Origin of the sequence: Rhodococcus sp. RS1C4 (assembly GCF_002258225.1) — a bacterium.
Taxonomy (GTDB): domain Bacteria; phylum Actinomycetota; class Actinomycetes; order Mycobacteriales; family Mycobacteriaceae; genus Rhodococcoides; species Rhodococcoides fascians_E.
This window is the reverse complement of sequence record NZ_NOXZ01000019.1, coordinates 53,623-75,247: the sequence shown is the minus strand read 5'-3', so window position 1 is coordinate 75,247 and position 21,625 is coordinate 53,623. Positions and strand designations below refer to the sequence as shown.

Sequence of the window (21,625 nt, the reverse complement as noted above, 5' to 3'; positions counted from 1 at the left end):
CGTCGCGACGGGCAGTGCCGTTGGTCATCGGTCCGCACCGGTCATGTCGCAGCCTCGGTGGGCGGCGGAACCATGACCAGCGGCACCCGCGAAGGACGTTGCCGCGGCGATAGAGTGCAGTGCATGAACCGCCTCGAACTGGACGTGCTGGCCGGAGCGTTCGTCACCGTGGTCAGCATCGTCGTGGGGCTTCCCGTCCTGTTGGCGGCACCCGACGGGATGGCCGCTCCCGTATGGGTCTGGGCGGGAATCTATCTGGGCTATCTGGTGGCTCAGGTGATTGCCATGTGGTGCGCCGAGTCACTGTCCAGGAGTCGGGTGCTGGCCGCGGTGGTCGTCCTGTGCATTCTCGGGCCCGTGCTGGTGTGGACCGCTCCGACGGCGGGATGGCTGCCGATTCTGTTGATCTTCACCGCCGCGATCGCCGCGACGACGGTCGAGCTGTGGTCGACGGCGGCGATCGTGCTGGGCAACACAGTCGTGATCGGCCTGGCAGCGTGGTCGATCAGTACTACGGTAACCCAGCCGGTGTTGGTGGCGCTCATCTACTGCGCACTGCAGATCGCCAGTGTCGCATCGGTGCTGTCGCAGAACAGGCAGGAGCGGATCAGGCGACGGCTCACTGCCGCGCATGTCGAACTCCGCACTGCCAGTGCGTTACTCGCGGACGCGTCGCGCACCGACGAGCGCGTTCGCATCTCCCGTGAACTTCACGATCTCCTGGGGCATCAACTGACGGCACTGACTCTCGAACTGGAGGTGGCCTCGCACCGGACCGAACCGCCCGCCCGAGATCACGTGCTGCGGGCGCAATCCATCGCGCGCGAACTTCTCGGCGACGTTCGTTCGGCGGTCGGTGAATTGCGCCGGCACGCGCCGGACCTCTCTCGTGCCCTTGCTCGTATCGTCGACGACATTCCGGAGCTGACCGTTCGTACGGCGATTGCGGACACGGTGGAGCCCGACGAGAAAGCGACGGCCGTGCTGATCCGATGCGTCCAGGAGATCGTCACCAACACCATCCGGCATTCGGGAGCCACGGAGCTGTGGATCGACATCGATGCCGAGGACGGCGTCATCACGCTGCAGGCGCACGACAACGGGAGTGCGGCCGAGAAGTTGATCGCCGGTCACGGTTTGATCGGTATGTCCGAGCGTGTGCACTCGGCAGGAGGAACGCTGGAGCATTGGATCGACGGATCGGTACACCTGCGAGCGACCGTGCCGGTTGGGGCGGTGTCCGTCCGGTGACGAACGTGGTGCTCGTCGACGATCAGACCCTGGTACGTCAGGGCATTCGAAGTCTGTTGGAGCTGGACGGTGGAATCTGTGTCGTCGCGGAGGCGCAGGACGGGGAGGAGGGTCTGGAGGCGATAGAGCAGCACCGTCCCGACGTGGTTCTGCTGGACCTACGGATGCCGCACCGTGACGGTCTGTGGACGTTGAATGCATTGCGCAGCAGAGAAATCGACATCCCGGTTCTGGTTCTGACGACATTCGACGACGACGAGGTGGTGCTCGACGCACTTCGAGCCGGGGCGCGGGGTTATCTGCTCAAGGATGTGACGTTGGAGCAACTCGTCGGCGCAGTGCGGACCTTGGCGTCGGGAGGTGTGCTTGCGCAGCCTGCCATCACCGATCGAGCACTCCGTGCGGCGAGAACGCAACCTCCGCCGCCTGATTCGTCTGCGGTGCAAGCGCTCACGACGCGTGAGACCGACGTGCTGCGTCTGCTCGCGAGCGGCTACACCAACAAGGAGATTGCCGGGTCGCTGCACCTGGCCGAGGGCACCGTCAAGAACCACGTCTCGACGGTGCTCCTCAAGCTCGGCGCACGTGACCGCGCGAATGCGGTGCTGCGCGCGCTGCATCACGGTTTGCTCGGATGAGCATCTCCTTGAACACGCCGGTCTACTCGGCCTCCAGATTCCCGGCGAAGGCCTGGATGTCTGCGACGACGAGTTCGGGCACTTCGAGGGCGGCGAAGTGTCCACCGCGAGGGTGGACCGTGTAGCGGACGACGTCGAAGAAGCGCTCCACGAATTCGCGCGGTGGCCGGCCGATGTCTCTGGGGAACACGGCGATTGCCGTCGGAACGTGGATGACCGGGTCCCAGTCTCCCGTATCTGCCCAGTCTTCGGTATCTGCCCGGTCCTGATCGCCGCTCTCCTCGTCCCAGGCTGCGCCTTCGCTGTACAGGCGCGTCGAGGAGTGGATGGAGTTGCGCACCCAGTAGGTCATGACGTTGGTGATCAGGTCCTCGTCGCTCGGTAGGGAGTCCGAGAGGCGACCGAAGTGGTCGACGATCCAGGCGGCGAGGCCGACCGGCGAGTCGCTGAGACCGTAGGCGAGTGTCAAGGGCCTCGACGACTGGATGGAGACGTAGGCGGCGTCGTTCTCGCTCCACGAGTCGAGCGCGTCCAGGAAGGCCTTCTCGTCGTCGGTGACGGACTCTCGGTCGACCATGAATAAATTGGGAAACGGAATGTCCGTGAGGTGCAATCCGAGAATGCGGTCCGGGTTCGCGCGCACCACTTCCTGGCCGACGACGCTGCCCCAGTCGCCGCCGTGGACGAAGTACCGGTCGTACCCGAGGGTCTCCATCAGCGCGACGAGCGGTGCGGCCGTGGTCTCCGGACCCGCGTCGCCGTCGGGCAGCTGTTCGGAGAACCCGAATCCGGGCAGGGACGGCACCACCCCGTGAACGCCGGGGCGTCGGCGTTCACGGGGTTGCGCAACGCGTCGATGAGTCCTACGTATTTGGCGAACGAGTCTGCCCACCCGTGGAGCAGCAGTATCGGTCGGGCGTCCGGACGATCGGATCGGGCATGGATGAAATGCAGGGTGCCGTCGGCGAGATGGTGTGGGAACTCGTTCAGTCGCGCTTCGACGCGGCGCCAGTCGTAATCCTGTGCCCAGTAGGAGGTGAGGCGGCGCATCGTGTCGAGGTCGGTCCCCGTTCCCCATCCGGTTGCGTGGCCGTTCGGGAAGCGGGTGCGCGTCAGGCGGGCGGTGAGGTCGTCCAGGTCCGTTTGCGGTACGTCGATGGTGAAGTCGCTGATGTCCATGCGGCTCAAGCTAGAGCGGATTGCGGACATCTTCGGTCCGTGATTCTGAAACTCGTGCGCATTGTTGAAATGTGAATATGTCCAGTTCTGCTGGGGACTCGTCACAACTGCAGGGCCGAAGGGGTGAGTACAAGTCCTCGAATCCAACTCTGGATCCGCGTTTCGGCACCCAAACATTCTCTCGGTCCGTTTGTTGCTCTATCGTGACCTTCTACGACAACAGCGGAGGCCCCGGCCGCCCCGAACGTTTCGGAAGGTGAGAAGCGTATGGCAACCACGATGGTGTCCTCCGATTCGGCAGAGGGACTGAGCCTGGGAGGACGTCCGGCATCCCATCAACTTCGAGTCGCGGGGGATTCGACGCAGAAGATCATCGACCACGTGCTCGACACCACCCAGTGTCGTGAGCTGACCGGGAGGTCCGGCCGGACTGTCGTCGCCGAGGTGACCGCAGAATGCGTCGCGCTGGCGGCAGACGTTCTGGACAGCGGCGTACAACCGTCGACCGAAGCGCTCGGCCGTCTGCGCCGGTCCGCGGGCAAGTGGGCTCGACTCGGCGTTCCACTGGCCGCCATCCAGCACGCGTTCCACGAAGGGTTCTCGCGATGCCTTCGCATGATCGCCGGGCGCGCGGTGGACGGTGAGCACGGCGCGCTCGTCGACGGCGCGGTGCTGATGTTCGGTCTGCTCGACGTGGTGTCCGAGGCGGTGTCCTCGGGATATCTCGACGAATACAAGGCCGTGGCCGCGCAGGGTCAGGACCAGACGCAGGCACTGGTCACCGCCCTGCTCACCGGAGACCGGAGTGCCCCGTCCATCGCCGAGAGGTACGGCACCGAGCTCGCCGAGCGATACGAAGTCGTCGCGGTGCACTTTCCTCCGCACGCCGACGAGGTGGGCGCCCCTGTCGCGCGAGAGGCAGCGGCGACGCGCAAACTGCAACGGATACGGTCCGCGCTCGCCGACTTCCACGCTGCCGAGCCGCCGCTGGCGATCCTCAGTGCAACCGGCGGAACGATCCTCGTGCCGGATCCGGTGGCCGGTGTCGTCGAATCCCTGATCACCCGGTTGACGGAGGCGGGCGAAGTCCCCGTGTCCGCCTCGGCGGCGGTATCGGTGGCGTCGCGCATCGCAGCTGCCGCCGAGAACGCCTACGAGTTGCTCAGGCTGGTGCAGCGCTTGGACTATCGACCCGGCGTGTATCGAATCGCCGACTTGGCGTTGGAGTTCCAGATCGCGCGGCCGGGTGTCGGCCGTCGCCACCTCGAGAGGATGCTGGATCCACTGCGGCGCGTACCGGATCTGCTGCCGACCCTTCAGGTGTTCGTCTCCACCGAGGCCAACCGTAAGAAAGCAGCGAAACAGCTTGTGGTGCATCCGAACACCGTCGACTACCGGTTGAAGAGAATTCAGCAGATCACCGGCATCGATCCGATGAAGTCGTCCGGACTCCGATCGCTCCATGCTGCCTTGATCGCGGACTCGCTCGACCCGAAGAGATCGGTGTGATGGCGCCGGTCACGTCTCTGTCCGCTCGCGCCGCACTCGTCGCGATCGACGACATGGTTCCGTGCTTCCAGCCGGTGGTCGCGTTGCGGACCGGTGATGTCGTCGGAGTCGAAGCGCTCGCTCGGTGGCCGACGGTCGTCGGGGTCGATCCAGCCGAGGTGTTCGCTCTCGCGCGCACGCGTGGTGTGGTGTCGGACATCGACTTCGCCTGCCGTGCCGCGGCGTTGAAGGAAGCACGCTCGGCGGATCTGCGGCGCGGACTGGCGTTGTACCTGAACTACGAGCCGTCGGGAATCACGGACATCGAACGCACCGAGGCGCACCTCGACGCCCTGGAAGGCGACGGCAGGGTGGTTCTCGAGATCACCGAACGCGGTCTCGTCGGAGACGCGGACAGGCTCCGCTCGATGGTGACGTCGGCCCGACGGCGGGGATTCTCCATCGCTCTCGACGACGTCGGTGCCAACCGCGGCACTCTCGAAGCGCTGCCGATCGTAGAGCCGGACATCGTGAAGCTCGATGCGTCGGTGCTGCGCCGGCCCCGTGCGTTCGGAAGCATGCGCGCATTGTCGGCAGTCCGACGGTACGTCGCGTCCACCGGTGCAGTGATCCTTGCGGAGGGCATCGAATCCGAGCGGGATCGGGTGCGGGCGCTCGGCCTCGGCGCGACGCTAGGGCAGGGCTGGTTGTTCGGCGCCGCTGCTGCGGGCGCCGATCTTCGGGCTCGATTCGGCTGACGCGCGGAAGACGACATGCAGCCATCGTGCGTCGAATCGCCGTAACACCATTCGACGGGCCAGCGCGACGAGTACTGCTGTGCCGGTGACGGCCATCCATGTGGGCATCGGGTAGAGCGCCAGGCGTTCTCCCAGGCCGAATCCGAATGTCTGCGCCAGCATCAGGACCGCACCGACGACACCGACGAGCGCGCAGACCGCGGACCAGAGTGCGACCACTCGTCGCTCACGCCAGAAGTGCCAGGCGATCAACGCCAGAACCACGTGCCGAGCGATGAAGCCGGGCAGCACGGCGGCCCAGTGCAGGATGGTTCCGTCGTCGGCGGGGAAGAGTCCGGTCGCCGCGGTGCTGACCGCGATGATCACGGCCAGTGACAGGATCGCCTTCTTCACTCGTCCACTTCTGATGTGGCGGTGCAGGAACAGTGCTCCGACGAGTGTCAGGACTCCCAGGGCAACGAACGCGGCGTTCATGACGTCGTGCAGGGGTGAGCAGGAACCGACCTGGCACGTCGTCACCCCGAGTGAGCTGATCGAGTTGTCCTCGAAGCTGTACGGGGTACTCCACGCTGCTGCGGTGAACACTTCCGCGAGCAAGTAGGCGAAGCACAGGACCCACGCGATTCCTGCGGCAGCGTGATGGGCGTCGTGTGTGGATGTCGGTGAGGCGATAGGTAACTCTCTTCGTGGCGAGCCGGCGTTCGGCGAACGCTGTACGGACGATGGCGTGACTGTACGTGCCCAACCTGAGAGTGCAGCCCGAACGACGGCTCTTCTCGTCGACGCCCACCTGCCCAGAGCACCTGATCGATTCTCAGGATGCCCTCGCCCTCGATTACCTGGCCCGACCCGGCTGAATCAGCACCTGGGTGTCCACCTCGAGGCCGGACATGGCGCCGGCACAGGTTTCGCGGAGAGCAACGGCCGACGCGAGGAGGTCCGCGGACGGTGTGCCCGCGTCGCTCGCGCGGGCAGAGATTCGAAGCAGGCGGCCCGTGCCGGTGTCCACCACTCGACCACTGGCCGCATCGACCCCGGGTGACGACGCCAATGCGGCGGCCGCGTTCTGTGCGGCGGAGGTCAGGTCCACCCTGGCGTCGTCGCTGCCGATCAAGGAGGCGGCACGCCGGGGCCGGTGTGCCCACAGCCAGTACAGCCCGGCGACGGATACGACGACGGTGGCGCCGGTGAGCGCCCACGGCCACCATGACGTGTCTGCCCACTCGGCGGGGTTCCACGACTCGACCGTCCGCCTGGCGTCGTGTGCGAACTGCGGCAGCCGGTCGCGTTCCCATGCGGCAGCCGCCAGTCCGGCTGCGCCGAGCACGAGGCCGACCAGCGCGGTGACCAGACGATCGACAGTGGCGGTGCCGACACCGATCGACGAACTTCGGACCCGCGCCGAGCCCTTGGCGATCCAGACGCCATCGGAACCCGACGGTCGGTGAGTTCGGCTGCGCGGCAACACCGCACAGACGAGCAGGACCAGCCCGATCACCGCGGCGACGATGCCGACCGGCAGCATCGCACCGAGTACGGTGACACCGAGTAGCCAGTCGATCGCAGGCGCGATCCAGGGTGCACCGTCGACGAGACCGAACTCGATCGACGCGTCGCGACCCAGAACGACGCCGACGACACAGAGAGCCAGCGCGAGAACCACGGCGACTGCACTCGCGCGAGGCGCCGCCTTCGGCGATACCTGTGTGGTCATTCGACTCGCCTTCCTGAACTCGTGTTTTTCTCCGGCGCAACGTAACGCATCACGACATCCACGGTGTCGACCTCCAGCCCGCTCGATTGTCGAAGGTCGTCCGCCACGCTGGTTCGCACTCGCGCAGCGACGTCGGCGATGGGCGTCGGCCATCGCGTGGCGGCTTCGACCGTCGCCCGGACTTTTCCGTCTCGGATAGTTGCCTCCACGCGCGGAAGGGCTTTCGACGTGAGGCCACCGGTGACGGGTTCCACGCCGTCCACCCGGCCCGCCGTGATCTCGGCGATGCGGGTGACGGCTCGAACTCGTACCTCGAGGTGGCCTCGTTCGTCAGCGGTCATGGCGGCGGCCACGCGAGAACGCGTCGCGGCTCTGGAACATCGACACGTCCAGTTCGCCGTCGATGTAGCGGCCGACGGCGAAACCGACGACGGCGAGGATCACGGCGAAGAGAAACCCGGTGAATCCGCCGGCAGCGGCCGCAATGGCCAACAGAAGTCCTACGAACAAACCGATGGTGGACGTCGTCATGATGATGCTCCTGCTAGATGTGAGGGCTAGATGTCGAAGTAACGTTTGGACCGCAGCCGCCCTGCGGGCCCGAAGATCCTGCGGTATAGGTGCTTCCACGTGCGCCGACGAATCGTGGTGGGCGCGCGCGAGAACCTTCGGTCGACGGCGGCGAGTTCGGCTGCGTACACAGCCGGGTCGCCGCCGACGTCCGGATGGTGCTTCCTGGCCACCGCGCGGCGGGCGGCGGTGTGTTCGACCGAACGGCTCATGCGTGAGTGGACCGCATCATCAGCGGATTACGCCCTCGACGGTGACGTGAACCGGGCCGTCGGCCACGGTAGCGACGGCCGTTCGGATCGCGTCGGCGGTGGCCGGAATCGGGCTGCCTGCACGCAAAATCACGTGCACGTCGACGCTGCCGTCCTCACGGATCCGAACGCCGGAGACGCGCCTGCCCGGCAGGTATGTCGCGGCTTCACCGAACATACCGCCGTGCAGACCCGCGACGCCCGCCGTCGCCGTCACCACGTCGGCGATGACTTCCGAGACGTCGGGTGCGCTCATATCGGGTCCTGATGTCACTGAACTCGCGTCCCGGACACTTCCTGCCCGGACTCGTCGTCACCCTCGTCGAGGAAGACGTCGTGCACGACGATGTTGACCTCGGTGACCTCGAGGCCCGTCATCCGCTCCACGGCGGTGATGACGTTGCGACGGATGCCCGACGCCAGGTCTGCGATCGACACTCCGTACTCGGCGACGATGTCGATGTCGACGGCGGCCTGACGCTCGCCGACCTCGACCGACACACCCTGCGACTGGTTGACGCGTGCACCGGGGATGCGCTCGCGCAGCGCTCCGATGGCGCGGGAGGTGCCGCCGCCGACGTCGTGGACGCCCTGGACCTCGCGGGTGGCGATGCCGGCGATCTTCGACACGACGGTGTCGGCGATGGTGGTGCGTCCGGTGGTGCTGACCAGTGCGGACGTGGTGGTCGCGCTCTTGGCAGCCGTTCCGGATGCGGCGTCTGTCGACTTGTCCAGCGTCTGGGTGCTCATGTTCTGTCCTCTCGCGAATCGATTGTGACGTCAAGTAGGTCGTAGCGAAGTCGAGAAAGCGCACGTCCGAAAATAGTGATGTGCATCACAACCATGGTTCGCTGGTACAACGGTGTCGAATGCATCTCGTCCAGGTGGACACACGTGGCACGAGCACTTCGAGGACGGGGGCACCGATGGCGGACACGGTTCGATGACCGACGATCCACCCGGCCGTGTCATGTCCGACGGCGGGCCGCTGTCCGATCACGTGCTCGTCAGCAATGCAGCACTCGGCGACACCGACGCCTTCGAGCTGATCGTCGCCAGGTACGGCCCGGAGATGTTCCGCTACGCCCGCAACATGCTCTCCGATCACGGTGCAGCCGAGGAAGTCGTCCAGGACGCCTTCGTCGCGGCATGGAAGGGATTGGATACGTTCAGGGGCGACTCCAAACTGCGGACCTGGTTGTTCTCGATGGTCTCGCACAAGGTCGTCGATCACCGGCGCAAGCGTGCGGTCGCACCTGCCGAGGACTGGGTGTTCGAGCGCCGAAGCACGGATGCACGCGCGGATCCCGAGGTCAGCGTCACGAACGACGACTTCATGGCGGATCTGGGGCGTGCGTTGGCCGAACTGCCCTACCGCCAGCGAGCGTGTTGGCTGTTGCGAGAAGTGGAGGGGATGACACATCCGGAGATCGGGCAGATCATGACACTGTCGGCAAGCGCGGTACGCGGTCACCTGGTTCGCGCCCGAGCAACATTGAGTGAAAGGTTGGCGGCATGGCAGTGATGCAGCTATGACGTCGGAACCGGACGACTGGGTGTTGCAGCGCGCGGCGCGGGAGCTGCGGGAGGCGCCGGAGGAGCCGCGCTGGTTCGACATCAGCAACTCCATCATCTCCAAGGTCCGTGCGACGACCCGTCGGACATGGCCGGTGGATGCGCGGTTCCCCACGGCGCCGGAAGGCCGTGGATCCGACACTCTGCGCGTCAGCGATCACGTCGTGCGCACGGCAGTGCTTCGGGCACTGTCCGGAGTTCACGGGTGTCAGCCGACCGAGATCGCCGTGCACACGGACGAGCACAAGTGCACCGGGGTTTCGCTCTCGGTGGTCGGTGCGTACGACAGCGACCTTCAAGCTGTCGGAAACGATCTGGCGCGCATCGCCATGTCGATCGTGGCCGAGATCCTCGGTGTGTCGCTGACGCGCGACGACGTCGACGTGCACGTCGACGACATCGAGATACGGCCGTGAACGTTCGGCTCACGGTTCGACGAGCAGTAGTGAGTTGGACTGCTGCAGTGGTGGTTCCGTGTGCCGCGGCGGGACTCATCGACGTGCTGGGAACCGATTTCGACTCGAGTGGAATCAGCGCGCTGTTCTTCGTCGTCGTCCTGTGCGTGTCCCTTCTCGGGGGCGTCGTACCCGCAGCGCTGTCGGCCCTGATCTCCGGGTTCCTGCTCAACTACTTCTTCACCGAACCCCGTTACAGCCTCACGATCGCCGAGCCCGAGAACTTTCTCGTCACCGTGGTGCTGCTGGTCGTCGCAGTGGCGGTGGCCGTCCTGGTCGATCTCGCTGCCCGCCGCGCCCAGCAGGCCAGTCGCGCAACAGCTCTGGCCGAGGCCGACGCATTGCGCCGCGCGCTCCTCTCCGCCGTCAGTCACGATCTGCGCACCCCGCTCGCCGCTGTCAAAGCCGCGTCGTCGTCGCTCCGCAGCACCGACGTGGAGTTCTCCGCCGAGGACACCGCCGAACTGATCGCCACCATCGACGAGTCGGCGGATCAGCTGACGTCTCTGGTGGAGAACCTGCTGGACTCCTCCCGGCTGCAGGCAGGTGTGGTGCGGCCCTCCCTCGCACCGGTCTACGTCGAGGACGCGGTGCAGCGGGCACTGATCGGCGTGGAGGCCGACCCGTCGTCGACGGTCACCGACGTCGGCAGTGCCTGTGTACTCGCCGACGCGGGCCTGCTCGAGCGTGTGCTGGCCAACCTCGTGGGCAATGCCGTCCGACACGCTCCCGGCAGTACCGTGTTCATCCGTGCAACGGACAGCGGAGGTGGGACGACGATCACCGTCGCAGACAACGGGCCAGGTGTCACTCGAGCGGCTCAGCAGACGATGTTCGACGCCTTCCAGCGACTCGGGGACACCGACAACAGCGCAGGCGTCGGCCTCGGCCTGTCCGTCGTGCGCGGATTCGTCGAAGCGATGGGCGGCACCGTCCGCGCCCTCGACACCCCGGGCGGAGGGTTGACGGTGGCCGTGCAGCTCATGTCTCCGGAACCGACGTCGTCGGCAGCTCGGCCCGTTCCGTCGCCGAGCCCGAAGGGTGCGCAGTGACCGAATCACCGAGCATTCGCATCCTGGTGGTCGAGGACGAGCCCCAGATCGTTCGCGCGTTGCGCATCAACCTGAAAGTGCGTGGATACGACGTCGTGGCTGCGGCGTCGGGAGCCGAAGCGCTGCGGGTGGCGGCGGATTTCCACCCCGAGGTGGTACTCCTCGACCTGGGTCTGCCGGATTTCGACGGTGTCGAGGTCATCGGGGGTCTGCGCGGATGGACCGACGTTCCGATCGTCGTGCTCTCGGCGAGAACGGATTCCGCCGACACCGTGGACGCACTGGACGCCGGGGCCGACGACTTCGTCACCAAGCCGTTCGAGATGGACGTGTTGTTGGCGCGGTTGCGGGCGGCCTTGCGTCGAGGCCCGAGGGCGGTGGAAGACGCAGTGGTGGAGACGGATTCGTTCACGGTCGACCTGTCCTCGAAGACCGTCACCCGCGGCGGGGACGTCGTTCATCTGACCCGCACCGAGTGGGGAGTGCTCGAGCTACTGGCCCGCAACCGCGGAAAGCTGGTGTCCCAGCGCGAGATCCTGAAGACCGTGTGGGGTCCGAAGCACGAACGTGAGACGCATTATCTGCGAATCTATCTCGCCCAGTTGCGCCAGAAACTCGAGGACGATCCATCCCGGCCGCGTCATCTGCTCACCGAGACCGGGATGGGATACCGACTGAAATAGCGGGCGCCCGCGTCCTGGGGTGCCTGAGTGCTACTGGACGGGCACGGACGACGGGGCGGAGCCGCTGCCCTGCTTCAGCCAGTGCTGCAGCGGAGCAGGCCGCCCGTACAGGTAGCCCTGGGCGAACCGGCAGTGCAATGCCTCGATGGCGCGGGCCTGATGCTCGGTCTCGACGCCCTCCGCGACGATGGAGACGGGTAGTGCGCGCGCCATCGCGGCGATCGCGGAGACCAGTGAGCCGCCCGACGTATCGGTTCCGATCTCGGCGATGAACGAGCGGTCGATCTTCAGCAGCGCAATGGGCAGTTCACGGAGGCGACTGAGCGAGGAGTAACCGACTCCGAAGTCGTCCAACACGATCAGCACATCCAGTGCAGCGAGGCGGTCGAGGATCTTCTTCGCGGCGAACACGTCGTCGATCAACGCCGTCTCGGTGACTTCCAGTGCCAGATCGGAGCCTTGCAATCCGAGTTCGGCCAACAACTGTCCGACGAGCACCGGCAGTGACTCGTCGCGCAACTGAACGGGCGAGATGTTGACGGACATCGTGACGTCCTGGCCCTGCGCCCGCAATGCCGCCAGGTCCGTGAGGGCGGTTCGCAGGACGGCAGCGCCGATCTCGCCGATCAGGTCGGTCGACTCCGCGATGGCGACGAACTCGCCTGGTCCGCGCAGTCGCCCACCGTGCTGCCACCGCACCAGAGCCTCGTAGACGACGGTGGCGCGGGTCGAGGTCATCACGATCGGCTGGTAATAGACCACCAACTCTCCGCGCCGCACGGCGCCGCGCAGAGCGGTGGCCGTTTCGATCGCGGCCGTGGACGACGCCCGTAGGGACTCGTCGAAGTACGCGATGCGCGACGCGCCCTGCGACTTCGCGTGGTACATCGCGGTGTCCGCCTCGCGAATGAGGTCGTCGAGACGATGCGCCCGGTTGGTGGTCGCGGCGATGCCGACCGACGCGGTGATGTACGCGCTGGCGGCACTGAGAACGAACGGCTCGGCGATTCGGTCGACGATCGACTTCGCCAGTGCTTCCATCTCTGGTCGAGTGCAGCGGCCGATCACGATGAATTCGTCCCCCGCGTAGCGAACCACGGTGTCGACCGAGCGGACCGTGGACCGGATTCGGTGCGCTGTCGCCGCAATCATCTCGTCACCGACGCGGTGCCCGTAGGAGTCGTTGACGACCTTGAAGTTGTCGAGGTCGACGAACAGGATGAAAATTCTGCCCGGCTCGTCCCGCGCGCCGAGGCGCTCGAACTCGTCGGGCAACATGGTGCGATTGGGTAGGCCGGTCAGTGCGTCGTGCGCTGCGCGATATCTGGCGTCGTCCTCGCTGCGTTCCATCAGGCTCATGGCGCGTTCGCCGCGGAGGAAGCTGCCGATGAGGATGGCCGAGAGCAGTGTGGAGCGGACCGCGAGATCGGCGGTGGACAACGACGTTCCGAGGACGGGGATGGCCGCGCACACCAACAGCATGACGAAGAGGAACGCGGACCGACGCCGATGACGGGGTGTCGCACGCTGACGCTGAGCCATCGTGGCCATCTGCGGGTGCAGCGCTGCGAGTCCGAGCGAGACGTAGCCGACGAGGTAGATGCCGTCGAGCAGGCCAGGTGACAGTGGTGATGCCCGGGACAGGAAGTGGGCGTAGGCGATGTCGCCGACGAACACCGACAGCAACGCGAGCATCAGCAACCGCAGCGAGGTGTTGCCGCGCTTGGAGGACATCAACAGATACGCCGTCAGCGTGATCATGCCTGCGTCGACGGCAGGGTAGATGCCGTTGAGAACGGCCACGGCAGTGTCCATCTCGGTGTCGAGAAGGGGCGAGATCAGCAGGACCCACGAGAGGAACAACGCACCGATCGCGGTCAACGTCGCGTCGATCAGCGGCGTCACGTCGTCGCGGGAGCGGCGTTCGAGAATCCAGCGGGCCAGTGCGACGGCGATCAACACGTAGCCGCCGAGCATGAACGTGTTCGACAGCGCCGTCACGCCCGAGGGATGGATACTCGGGTCCCCGCGGAGGCTGACGCCCAGCAGGAACAGGATTGCGGTCCCGAACAGGCACCACCAGGAGGTGGCGTCGGCCGGCTTGTGTCTGCGGATGCCGACGCCGATCGCGAGGATGGCTCCGATGGCGAACGTGCCGAGAACCATCGACCGAACCGACGCGTCACCGACGAGAAACAGCACGGCGCCGACAGCGAGAACACTCGCGAAGCCGACGAACTTCGGCGCCCCGGCAAGCGTTCGATGCATCGACGGCGCCTTCGTGTTCATCGAAGGCCCCCTCACCTGCTGCTGTAGTCCACGAACCGGCTGTCAAGTTCGCCCTGTCGGGAAGATTACTGTAGGACCCCTCCACTGTGCTGGGAACCTCGTCACGAGTCCCGCGTCGGTGTGCGATGAGTTCTCGGATCGGTACGGGTCAGATCTGTCGAAGCAAGGCGCCCCTGGTCCTTGCGTACAGGCAGGAGTCACCCATGACCACGTCGATTTCAGGTATTTCTGCTCGGTCGTTGTCGCGGCCGCGTGCAGTGTTGTTCTCCGTGTTGCTCGCACTCGTGTTCAATCTCGTGCTCTGGGTGATCGGGTTGGCGGCGGGTGGAAATTTCGAACTGACCGACGCCGGAACCACCATGGCGGTCGCACCGGGCGGAGTCGTCATGTTGACGGTCGTACCCATGGTCGTGGGAATGGGCGTCGCCGCCCTCGTGTCGCTGAAGTGGCTTCCCGCCATCCGCATCGCGCAGGTCGTCGGAGTCGTTGCTCCCTTGGGCACCATCGCGATGACCCTCGCCGCCGACTTCGACGCGGCCAGCACGGTCACCCTCTCGCTCATGCACGTCGTGATCGCAGTGGTCGTACCGCTGGGCCTGGAAGCCCTGCGCCGGGGAGCCGTCGGGAGTGTGCACTCCTGACAGACGCGTAAAATCGGACACCATGAGTGCATCGGACGGCACAGGATCGCAGGACGACGCCGCATCACAGGACGTCCCTGGGCAGGTACGGGCCATGGTCGGGCAGAGTTACCGAATCGACGATGTGTACGAGGTGGGCAAGGCCAAGGTCTCGGAGTTCGCGAACGCGGTTCAGAATTTCCACCCCGCGCACTTCGACCAGGACGAGGCGACGGCTCTCGGCCACAGCAGCCTCGTCGCGCCGCCGACCTTCATGTCGCTCATCGCGTTCGTGGCACAGCGGCGGTTGTTCGAGGAAACGCTCAGTTGCTACGCGATGCCGCAGATCCTTCAGGTGGATCAGCGATTCACCTTTCATCGCCCGTTGCTGGCCGGGGATCGGTTGAGCTGCGAAGTGTCACTGGTGTCGGCGCGCCGGGCCGTGGGCGCGGATCTGATGGTCGTGGAGAACGAGATCTTCGACCAGCGCGATCAACCGGTGTTGACGGCGGCGACGACCATCGCCGCGTCCACGGAGATCCAGGCACCGGAGGACTTCATGAGCGCCGTCGAGCAGATCATGATGGCCGGAACGGCCCCCGTGGCATGAGCGGCGGCTCGCCCATGCCTGGTCTGCCGCATCCTGATCTGCCGGGGCCGGAGGACATGCGTGGTCGGTGGGCGTCGTGTGCGGCCCTCACGGCGGCGCAGGGCCGGCCGGACCACTGCCACGCTCGCCCTGGTAGCGGTGCAGTGAACGGTGGGACGTGGCACTACGACGACGGCGGGGGCAATTGGGCGGCACTGAGAATCGCCGACGCCTCCGCTGGAGGTTCGAGTGGCATCTCTCGGGCTGTTCTCGTGGGGTACGACCACGAGTACAGCGAAACGTACTTCGGCGCGGCCGCCGAGTACTTCGGTGAACCCGAGACGGACCTTCTGCGCGGGTTGCCTGCCTGGACGGGTGACGTGGTGGCCGACTACATCGCGGACATTCAGCGGTCGGGCATGTGGCTGGGGTTCGTCTACGTCTTCGAGCACGGCCGTTGGTCACGCGCCGAGTACAGCGTTCCCGACGGTTTCGTGATGCTGAATCTCCCGCCCGTCAGTGCGGAGGCGACGACCGAGCATCTGACCGAGTTCCTGAACGGCATCGCACGAGACCACGGTGTCACCGCGGTAGTCGACGCGTCGGCGGTGGCCGCCGCGGTGGCTGCGGGTCCGGCGGTCACGTCGGAGCAGCTGCGGGCGATGTTCGGGGCCCGGCAGGTCGACATCGAGGCGGGCGTCGCTGCGGCGCGGCTGTTCGCCTGAAATCGTCAACTGGGGGTTGACGATGCTCGATCGTCAACCTATGGTTGACGCATGGTCGAACCAACGAAAATCCAACTCCCTGTCCGCCTCGACGATCTGATCGACGCCATCAAGAAAGTGCACGACGACGAGCTCGAGCAACTGTCCGACGCGGTCGTCGCGGCCGATTCCCTCGGCGATCTCGCCGATCACCTGATCGGTCACTTCGTCGATCAGGCGCGCCGGTCGGGTGCGTCGTGGACCGACATCGGCCAGAGCATGGGCGTGTCGAAGCAGGCCGCGCAGAAGCGATTCGTGCCGAAGGGGCCGGGCGGATCCGATTCCGCGATGGACGCCTCCGAGGGCTTCAAGCGGTTCACCCCTCGGGCCAAGAACGTCGTTGTCGCGTCCCAGAACGAGGCGAACGCCGCGGGCAATGCCGAGATCGCTCCCGCTCACCTGGTTCTCGGCTTGCTGACCGAGAAGGAGTCGATCGGTACCCGTTTCCTGCTGTCCGACGGCCGGACCGAACAGCAGGTGCGCGACGCGGCGCAGGCGTTGCTTCCCGCGTCGGAAGGCCGGTCCCCCGCGCTGATCCCGTACGACGCAGGCTCGAAGAAGGTGCTCGAACTCACCTTCCGCGAGGCACTGCGTCTGGGGCACAACTACGTCGGGACCGAGCACGTGCTGCTGGCAATGCTCGAGTTCGAGAACGGCGCAGGTCTGGTCACCGACCTCGGCCTGGAGAAGAACGCCGTCGAGGAGCAGTTGGTGGCGGCTCTCGGCTCCCTCTGAGCGCTGCGCCTCTGTCGCCTGTTCGGACGGCTCTGTCTCGTCAGTCCTTTCGGCTCGCGAAGCAGGCGCCGGCGGCGATGAGCGCGCTGACGAACATGGCGATCACCATGGGACCGGCCGTCTCCTCGCCGCCGAGGCCGACAAGTGGCGAAATGACTGCGGCCAAACCGAATTGAAGTGCTCCCAGCATTGCCGAGCCGGTGCCGGCAAGCTGCGGAACCTGTGCGACGGCAAGGCTCGTCGCGTTGGCGAAGACGAAACCCTCGGCCACCAGGGTGAGGAACAGCAGAACGAGCGTCGGCCACAGGCTGATCCCGACCATGACGAGAACGAGCAGCAGTGTGGTGGTGACGACGAGGGCGGTAATTCCGGCGGTCATCATCCGCTGCAGAGGGATTCGATCGGCGAGCTTCGCGGTGATCGCACTTCCGACCATGAGTCCGAGTGCGTTCACGGCGAAGGCCGCCGAGTACTGACCCGCCGACAGGCCGAGCATGTTCTGGAGTACGAAGGGTGACGCGGAGATGTAGGCGAACATCACGCTGAATGCGAAGGCGAACGTCAGTGTGTAGGACAGGTATCGGCGGTTCTTCACCACCGTTCCCATGCCGCTGATCATCTGAGCGATCCCTCCGCCGCGGCGGTTCTCGCGGTCCAGCGACTCGGGAACCAATGCGATGGCGCACAGGAGCATCACGGCGGTCAGTCCGACGATGATCCAGAAGACTCCGCGCCATCCGAGGGAGTCGACGACTGCGCCGCCGATGAGCGGTGCGATGACCGGCGCGACGCCGCCGATGATCATCATCAACCCGAACAGTTTGGCAGCGTGGCTTCCTTCGGTGCGGTCGGCGATGATCGCCCGCGACAGCACGACCCCCGCTGCACCGGCGAGCCCTTGTACGAACCTGGCAGCGATCAAGAACTCGACCGACGGCGCGAGTGCGGATGCGATGCCCGCAGCGAGACACACGGCTGCCCCGACGATCAACGGGACTCTGCGGCCGAGTTTGTCCGACAGGGGTCCGATGATCAGCTGTCCGATGGCGAGGCCGATGAGAAAGGTGGTCAGGGTGAGCTGAATGCTGCTGGCCGAGGTGTTCAGATCGGCTGCCATCGCCGGAAACCCGGGGAGGTACATGTCGGTCGCGAGAGGTGGTACGGCGGTGAGCAGTGCGAGTACGCCGATGAGTACGGCGCTCGGTGCTGCGGTCCGGGAAGGCGTGGTGGTAGTCATCGGCTACGACAATAGCTTATAAAATTATATGTATTATGTCGGTGTGACGGATACGACCGACCCCGCAGTCCTCGCCTCGGTGCTCCACGATCTGAGTTGGATCATTCAGCGCACGGATCGCGTGGAAGAGCTCGGCATCGAACGGCTCCCCGCGCCCGAGGTCACCGTGCTCAAGCAGATCGACAGGAACACAGGCATCGGTGTGTCCGCACTCGCGGACATGCTGGCGATGCAGCCTTCCAACGTCAGTGCGGCAGTCCGCACCCTCGTCGAACGTGGGCTCGTGGTCAAGACTCCGTCGCCGACGGACCGGCGTGTCACGCAACTCGAGGTCACCGATCGGATGCGGCGCAACCGAACTCGCATCGAAGCAGCATGGTCGGCTCGAATCACCGAGGCGCTGAGCCGACTTCCCGACGAAGCTGCCGCGCAACTCGTGTCGGCAGCACCGGCCCTGATGCTGCTGACGAACGAGCTGCGCGACCGCACTTAGCTCGCGGCGCCGGTCGAATCGTCCGGGCCGACGGGCAGTCGAGTGTCCTCCTCGATGAGGCTCGCGACGACACCGCCCGCGGCGCGGACGCCCGCTGCGGCAGAACCGATCACGTTCTCCATCGGGGCGGCGACGTTGCCCGCGGCGTAGACGCCGGCAACCGACGTCGCGCCGGTCTGATCCGTCGCGACGAACGACGCCCCGGCGGGTACGTCGCCCATCATCATGTCGGTGACCTCCAGTCCGAGGCTCACCAGAACGCCGGCGTTGGCGGTGAACGTCGGCTTGGTCACAACGGCGTCCACCGGAACCACCGAACCGGTGGTCAACTGGATGCCCACGAGCGCATCGTTCTCGACGGCGATCTTCTGTACGGCATCCGATATCACCGTGACACCCCGCGCGGCGAGCTTCTTCGATTCGTCTACGGTGGGCGTGAATTCGCGGGTGAAGAGCACCACGTCGTCGACCCACTGCCGCCACATCAGTGCCTGATGAACGCCGAAGGGGCTCCCGATGATGCCGACCTTCTTGTCGCGCACTTCCCAGCCGTGGCAGAAGGGGCAGTGCAGAACGTCGCGTCCCCACCGCTCGGCGAGACCGTCGATGTCGGGAAGTTCGTCCGTCAGGCCTGTAGTCACGAGCAGGCGTCGGGTGGTGAGGGTGGCGCCGTCGGCGAGTTCGACGGTGAAGTGATTGCCGTGCGCGGTTGCCGCCGTCGCCGTGCCCTCCTGGATCACTGCGCCGTAACTCTGCGCTTCCGTGCGCCCGCGAGCGAGGAGTTCGAGCGGAGGAAGTCCCTCCAGCCCGAGGTAGTTGTGGGCGTGCTCGGCCGGCGCGTTGCGCGGAGATCCTGCGTCCACGACGAGGACTCGCAGGCGTGCACGCCCGAGCGTCACCGCCGCTGCTAGTCCAGCCGGGCCGCCGCCGACGATGATGACGTCATGGTCGAGGTGTGTAGTCATGCGTCCACTGTGGCCCACTCGTAACCGTCTGGCAAGTAGGTTTGCCGATTCGGCAAAACGCGTTCCTCGGACGTATCGGCCTTGACCTCGAGTTCGGTTCAGGTTGCACCGTGGAGGCATGCACACGACATACGACGAACTGGCCGGCTTGATGACGCGCATGACCGGCGACGAAAAGCACGACGCGAGTGCGACGTCCACGCTCGATGTCATCTGGGTTCTGTATTCGACGATCCTGCGCACGGACCCCTCGAACCCGTCCGATCCGAGGCGGGACCGATTTCTGGTCTCGAAAGGCCACGGGCCCATGGCCTATTACGCTGTCCTCGCGTCGGCGGGATTCCTCACCGAAGAACAACTCGACGGATTCGGACGGTTCGACTCCCCCCTCGGTTATCACCCGGACCGCACGCTCGTACCAGGCGTGGAGATCTCCTCGGGTTCGCTGGGGCACGGCATCGGACTGGCTACCGGCACGGCGACGACGTTGGCGCTCCGAGGTTCCGACGCGCGCGTGATCGTTCTCGTCGGCGACGCGGAGCTGGACGAGGGAAGCAACGCCGAGGCGATCCAGTATGCGGGTCGCGCTGGGTTGGGAAATCTGACGGTCGTCGTCATCGACAACCGATCGGCCGGCCTGGGCTGGCCAGGCGGAATCGGGGCGCGGTTCGCAGTCGAGGGATGGGCCGCCGAGGACGTCGACGGTCGTGACCACGACGCGCTGCACCGCGCATTCTCCAGACGGTTCGCAGTGCCCAATGTTGTTGTTGCACATACCGAGAGCAAGGGGTGAGAATGCTGGACACAGCGGCGAGGACGACCACGATCACCGACCAGCGTGAGCGCTTCTACCGAACGATCCCGGACCTGCTGGCCGCGGACGACAGACGCTTGCTCGTGCTGGCCGAGATCGGGGCGGGATACATCGCACCCCACGTCACCGATGCAGTGCGAGATCGTGTTGTCAACGTGGGAATACGGGAGCAGCTGATGATCTCGTTCGCGGGAGGCGCAGCGCTGGCAGGGATGCGCCCGATCGTGCACACGTTCCCACCGTTCCTGGTGGAACGGCCCTTCGAACAGGTGAAACTCGACCTCGGTCATCAAGGCGTCGGGGCAGTGCTCGTCAGTGCAGGGGGCTCGTATTCGATGGCTGCCGGCGGCGAGACTCACTTCGGGCACCGTGACGTGGCGCTGCTCGACACCCTGGACGGCTGGCGAGTGCACGTGCCCGGAGACGCCGACGAAGCCGAGAGCGCGTTGCGGTCCGCGATGGACGGCGACGATCGGGTCTACATCCGGTTGGACGGCACATCCAACGCGCGTCCGTATGCCGAGCATCCCGGTCTGACGGTTCTACAGCGAGGGCGTTGCGGCACGGTCGTCGCGGTGGGGCCGACGGCCGACAACGTACTTGCCGCTGTGCGCGATCGAGATGTGACCGTCCTCTACACCGAACGCGTCAGGCCGTTCGACAGAGCAGGTCTCCGCACTCACCTCGCCGGAAACAGCGTCGCGATCGTCGAGCCGTACCTCGCTGGTACCTCGGCTCGCGAGGTGGCGCTGGCGCTGGTGGACGTACCGCACCGGCAACTCGGTGTCGGCGTCGGGCAGCAGGAGCTCCGCAAATACGGAACACCGACCGAGCACGAGCGCGCGCACGGACTCGACGTCACAGGTATTCGTACGTCGCTGGATGCCTTCTTCGGATTCTGAGTCGGTTTGGACCGCCCCAACCAAGTCGATCGACGGTAGAACCCCAGCTCAGCGGACTGTCTACGACTTGAAGGGCTCGCTGGGGTGAGGTTGACTCGACGTGGGAACCGCCGTAGTCACGGACCGTGGGGATCGACGTTGGGGGATGCATGAGGAGAGGACAGCACTCGCACCGGCGAGGTGATGTGGTGGTGGCCGCGCGCAACCTGGGCAAGCGCGCATGGTGCAGCGGGGTACCGGCCGGAACCGTCGGGGTGGTGGTCGACATCGACTGGCTCGGGGATCTACGCGTGGAATTCGACATCGCCGGAGATTGGCTCTCCGGTCGATGCGTCGTCGAAAAGGTCGTGACCGACAGTGACGTACACCTGCTCAGGCCCGCCGAGCGTCGGCTGACCGGAACCTGAGGTCACCGACGCACGGGGATCATTCGGTGTCGGTGGCGGGGCCGTCGTGGGTCGCGCCGCCCTCACCGGACCAATCCCCGGACTCCTCGCCCGCAGCGGGGTCGGACTGAACGTCGTCGTCGGCACCCGTCGGCGACGTATCGGTATCGGTTGTCGCGGGATCAGGGTTCTTGTTCGTTTCACTCATGCGGCCCGG

The 21,625-nt window shown here is 65.8% G+C and carries 28 protein-coding genes and 1 pseudogene; 16 read left to right on the top strand and 13 right to left on the bottom strand.

Annotated features, from left to right (window positions below; all coding sequences use genetic code 11):
- Positions 1-123 precede the first annotated feature (123 nt).
- Together CH289_RS08475 and CH289_RS08470 are read left to right on the top strand one after the other, a co-directional pair.
- The gene (locus CH289_RS08475; protein ID WP_179276772.1) at positions 124-1,251 is read left to right on the top strand and encodes a histidine kinase; all 1,128 of its coding nucleotides are present in this window, start codon (positions 124-126) and stop codon (positions 1,249-1,251) included.
- Positions 1,248-1,889 (top strand): response regulator, encoded by a 642-nt coding sequence (locus CH289_RS08470; RefSeq protein WP_094709290.1) that lies wholly within the window; start codon positions 1,248-1,250, stop codon positions 1,887-1,889. The genes CH289_RS08475 and CH289_RS08470 overlap by 4 nt, the downstream gene beginning before the upstream one ends.
- Positions 1,890-1,911: 22 nt before the next feature.
- Here CH289_RS08470 and CH289_RS08465 read toward each other — a convergent pair whose 3' ends face one another.
- Together CH289_RS08465 and CH289_RS28695 are read right to left on the bottom strand one after the other, a co-directional pair.
- Positions 1,912-2,694 carry an alpha/beta fold hydrolase gene (locus tag CH289_RS08465; RefSeq protein WP_256977082.1) on the bottom strand — a complete coding sequence of 261 codons (783 nt, stop codon included), beginning with the start codon at positions 2,692-2,694 and terminating at the stop codon, positions 1,912-1,914.
- A complete protein-coding gene (locus CH289_RS28695; protein WP_256977081.1) occupies positions 2,604-3,068 on the bottom strand; it encodes an epoxide hydrolase N-terminal domain-containing protein in 465 nt (154 codons plus the stop codon). The genes CH289_RS08465 and CH289_RS28695 overlap by 91 nt, the downstream gene beginning before the upstream one ends.
- A gap of 267 nt (positions 3,069-3,335) precedes the next feature.
- Between CH289_RS28695 and CH289_RS08460 the strand changes: the two genes are divergently transcribed.
- Together CH289_RS08460 and CH289_RS08455 are read left to right on the top strand one after the other, a co-directional pair.
- Entirely contained in the window at positions 3,336-4,577 is a 1,242-nt protein-coding gene (locus CH289_RS08460; protein ID WP_094727758.1) for a PucR family transcriptional regulator, read from the top strand.
- Positions 4,577-5,314, top strand: a complete 738-nt coding sequence (locus tag CH289_RS08455; protein ID WP_020110407.1) for an EAL domain-containing protein — start codon at positions 4,577-4,579, stop codon at positions 5,312-5,314. Before CH289_RS08460 ends, CH289_RS08455 begins: the two co-directional genes overlap by 1 nt.
- On the opposite strand, the gene CH289_RS08450 is transcribed toward CH289_RS08455, so the two are convergent.
- The 7 genes from CH289_RS08450 to CH289_RS08420 form a co-directional block, all read right to left on the bottom strand.
- Positions 5,249-5,899: a DUF998 domain-containing protein gene (locus CH289_RS08450; protein WP_462052397.1), complete on the bottom strand. Its 651-nt coding sequence runs from the start codon at positions 5,897-5,899 to the stop codon at positions 5,249-5,251. The two genes, CH289_RS08455 and CH289_RS08450, sit on opposite strands and share 66 nt — an antisense overlap.
- Before the next feature lie 250 nt (positions 5,900-6,149).
- Positions 6,150-7,028 (bottom strand): hypothetical protein, encoded by an 879-nt coding sequence (locus tag CH289_RS08445; RefSeq protein WP_094727756.1) that lies wholly within the window; start codon positions 7,026-7,028, stop codon positions 6,150-6,152.
- Positions 7,025-7,369 (bottom strand): alkaline shock response membrane anchor protein AmaP, encoded by a 345-nt coding sequence (locus CH289_RS08440; RefSeq protein ID WP_256977080.1) that lies wholly within the window; start codon positions 7,367-7,369, stop codon positions 7,025-7,027. The genes CH289_RS08445 and CH289_RS08440 overlap by 4 nt, the downstream gene beginning before the upstream one ends.
- The gene (locus CH289_RS08435) at positions 7,359-7,559 is read right to left on the bottom strand and encodes a DUF2273 domain-containing protein (RefSeq protein ID WP_037109731.1); all 201 of its coding nucleotides are present in this window, start codon (positions 7,557-7,559) and stop codon (positions 7,359-7,361) included. The genes CH289_RS08440 and CH289_RS08435 overlap by 11 nt, the downstream gene beginning before the upstream one ends.
- A gap of 26 nt (positions 7,560-7,585) precedes the next feature.
- Positions 7,586-7,810 (bottom strand): hypothetical protein, encoded by a 225-nt coding sequence (locus CH289_RS08430; RefSeq protein ID WP_094727754.1) that lies wholly within the window; start codon positions 7,808-7,810, stop codon positions 7,586-7,588.
- A gap of 19 nt (positions 7,811-7,829) precedes the next feature.
- Positions 7,830-8,105 carry an Asp23/Gls24 family envelope stress response protein gene (locus tag CH289_RS08425; protein ID WP_094727753.1) on the bottom strand — a complete coding sequence of 92 codons (276 nt, stop codon included), beginning with the start codon at positions 8,103-8,105 and terminating at the stop codon, positions 7,830-7,832.
- 14 nt (positions 8,106-8,119) lie between these two features.
- Positions 8,120-8,599, bottom strand: coding sequence for an Asp23/Gls24 family envelope stress response protein (locus CH289_RS08420; RefSeq protein WP_019665201.1), 480 nt, complete (start codon positions 8,597-8,599; stop codon positions 8,120-8,122).
- Positions 8,600-8,792: 193 nt separating this feature from the next.
- On the opposite strand from CH289_RS08420, the gene CH289_RS08415 reads away from it, so the two are divergent.
- From CH289_RS08415 to CH289_RS08400, 4 genes and pseudogenes are all read left to right on the top strand, one after another.
- Positions 8,793-9,374 (top strand): RNA polymerase sigma factor, encoded by a 582-nt coding sequence (locus CH289_RS08415; RefSeq protein WP_019665202.1) that lies wholly within the window; start codon positions 8,793-8,795, stop codon positions 9,372-9,374.
- Between the two features lie 7 nt (positions 9,375-9,381).
- Positions 9,382-9,840 carry a hypothetical protein gene (locus CH289_RS08410; RefSeq protein ID WP_019665203.1) on the top strand — a complete coding sequence of 153 codons (459 nt, stop codon included), beginning with the start codon at positions 9,382-9,384 and terminating at the stop codon, positions 9,838-9,840.
- A gap of 17 nt (positions 9,841-9,857) precedes the next feature.
- Positions 9,858-10,931, top strand: a pseudogene (locus CH289_RS08405) (sensor histidine kinase); the annotation flags it as partial.
- The gene (locus CH289_RS08400; RefSeq protein WP_019665205.1) at positions 10,928-11,614 is read left to right on the top strand and encodes a response regulator; all 687 of its coding nucleotides are present in this window, start codon (positions 10,928-10,930) and stop codon (positions 11,612-11,614) included. The pseudogene CH289_RS08405 and the gene CH289_RS08400, both read left to right, overlap by 4 nt.
- A 30-nt stretch (positions 11,615-11,644) precedes the next feature.
- On the opposite strand, the gene CH289_RS08395 is transcribed toward CH289_RS08400, so the two are convergent.
- A complete protein-coding gene (locus CH289_RS08395; RefSeq protein ID WP_019665206.1) occupies positions 11,645-13,903 on the bottom strand; it encodes a putative bifunctional diguanylate cyclase/phosphodiesterase in 2,259 nt (752 codons plus the stop codon).
- Positions 13,904-14,106: 203 nt separating this feature from the next.
- Here CH289_RS08395 and CH289_RS08390 point away from each other — a divergent pair, with 203 nt between their 5' ends.
- From CH289_RS08390 to CH289_RS08375, 4 genes are read left to right on the top strand one after another with little or no spacing between them, the layout of a single operon-like run.
- Complete coding sequence (locus CH289_RS08390) at positions 14,107-14,544, top strand: DUF6069 family protein (RefSeq protein WP_037199431.1); 438 nt, start codon at positions 14,107-14,109, stop codon at positions 14,542-14,544.
- Between the two features lie 22 nt (positions 14,545-14,566).
- A complete protein-coding gene (locus CH289_RS08385) occupies positions 14,567-15,133 on the top strand; it encodes an FAS1-like dehydratase domain-containing protein (protein ID WP_019665208.1) in 567 nt (188 codons plus the stop codon).
- 14 nt (positions 15,134-15,147) lie between these two features.
- Positions 15,148-15,837 carry a hypothetical protein gene (locus CH289_RS08380; RefSeq protein ID WP_027498581.1) on the top strand — a complete coding sequence of 230 codons (690 nt, stop codon included), beginning with the start codon at positions 15,148-15,150 and terminating at the stop codon, positions 15,835-15,837.
- Positions 15,838-15,888: 51 nt separating this feature from the next.
- Positions 15,889-16,611 carry a Clp protease N-terminal domain-containing protein gene (locus tag CH289_RS08375; RefSeq protein ID WP_020110397.1) on the top strand — a complete coding sequence of 241 codons (723 nt, stop codon included), beginning with the start codon at positions 15,889-15,891 and terminating at the stop codon, positions 16,609-16,611.
- A gap of 40 nt (positions 16,612-16,651) precedes the next feature.
- Here the strand turns inward: CH289_RS08375 and CH289_RS08370 are convergent, their stop codons facing one another.
- Positions 16,652-17,848: a multidrug effflux MFS transporter gene (locus tag CH289_RS08370; RefSeq protein WP_094727752.1), complete on the bottom strand. Its 1,197-nt coding sequence runs from the start codon at positions 17,846-17,848 to the stop codon at positions 16,652-16,654.
- 43 nt (positions 17,849-17,891) lie between these two features.
- Between CH289_RS08370 and CH289_RS08365 the strand changes: the two genes are divergently transcribed.
- Positions 17,892-18,341, top strand: coding sequence for a MarR family winged helix-turn-helix transcriptional regulator (locus tag CH289_RS08365; protein WP_230621083.1), 450 nt, complete (start codon positions 17,892-17,894; stop codon positions 18,339-18,341).
- Here CH289_RS08365 and CH289_RS08360 read toward each other — a convergent pair.
- Positions 18,338-19,306 carry an NAD(P)/FAD-dependent oxidoreductase gene (locus CH289_RS08360; RefSeq protein ID WP_094727751.1) on the bottom strand — a complete coding sequence of 323 codons (969 nt, stop codon included), beginning with the start codon at positions 19,304-19,306 and terminating at the stop codon, positions 18,338-18,340. The genes CH289_RS08365 and CH289_RS08360 overlap by 4 nt on opposite strands.
- Before the next feature lie 118 nt (positions 19,307-19,424).
- Here CH289_RS08360 and CH289_RS08355 point away from each other — a divergent pair, with 118 nt between their 5' ends.
- The 3 genes from CH289_RS08355 to CH289_RS08345 all read left to right on the top strand — a co-directional run bounded on the left by CH289_RS08355 (position 19,425) and on the right by CH289_RS08345 (position 21,429).
- Positions 19,425-20,099, top strand: coding sequence for a thiamine pyrophosphate-dependent enzyme (locus CH289_RS08355; RefSeq protein ID WP_094727750.1), 675 nt, complete (start codon positions 19,425-19,427; stop codon positions 20,097-20,099).
- Positions 20,100-20,101: 2 nt separating this feature from the next.
- A complete protein-coding gene (locus CH289_RS08350) occupies positions 20,102-21,022 on the top strand; it encodes a transketolase family protein (RefSeq protein WP_033190277.1) in 921 nt (306 codons plus the stop codon).
- 149 nt (positions 21,023-21,171) lie between these two features.
- Positions 21,172-21,429 carry a hypothetical protein gene (locus CH289_RS08345; RefSeq protein ID WP_080738071.1) on the top strand — a complete coding sequence of 86 codons (258 nt, stop codon included), beginning with the start codon at positions 21,172-21,174 and terminating at the stop codon, positions 21,427-21,429.
- A gap of 19 nt (positions 21,430-21,448) precedes the next feature.
- On the opposite strand, the gene CH289_RS28270 is transcribed toward CH289_RS08345, so the two are convergent.
- Positions 21,449-21,616: a hypothetical protein gene (locus CH289_RS28270; protein ID WP_019665217.1), complete on the bottom strand. Its 168-nt coding sequence runs from the start codon at positions 21,614-21,616 to the stop codon at positions 21,449-21,451.
- Positions 21,617-21,625: the final 9 nt, after the last annotated feature.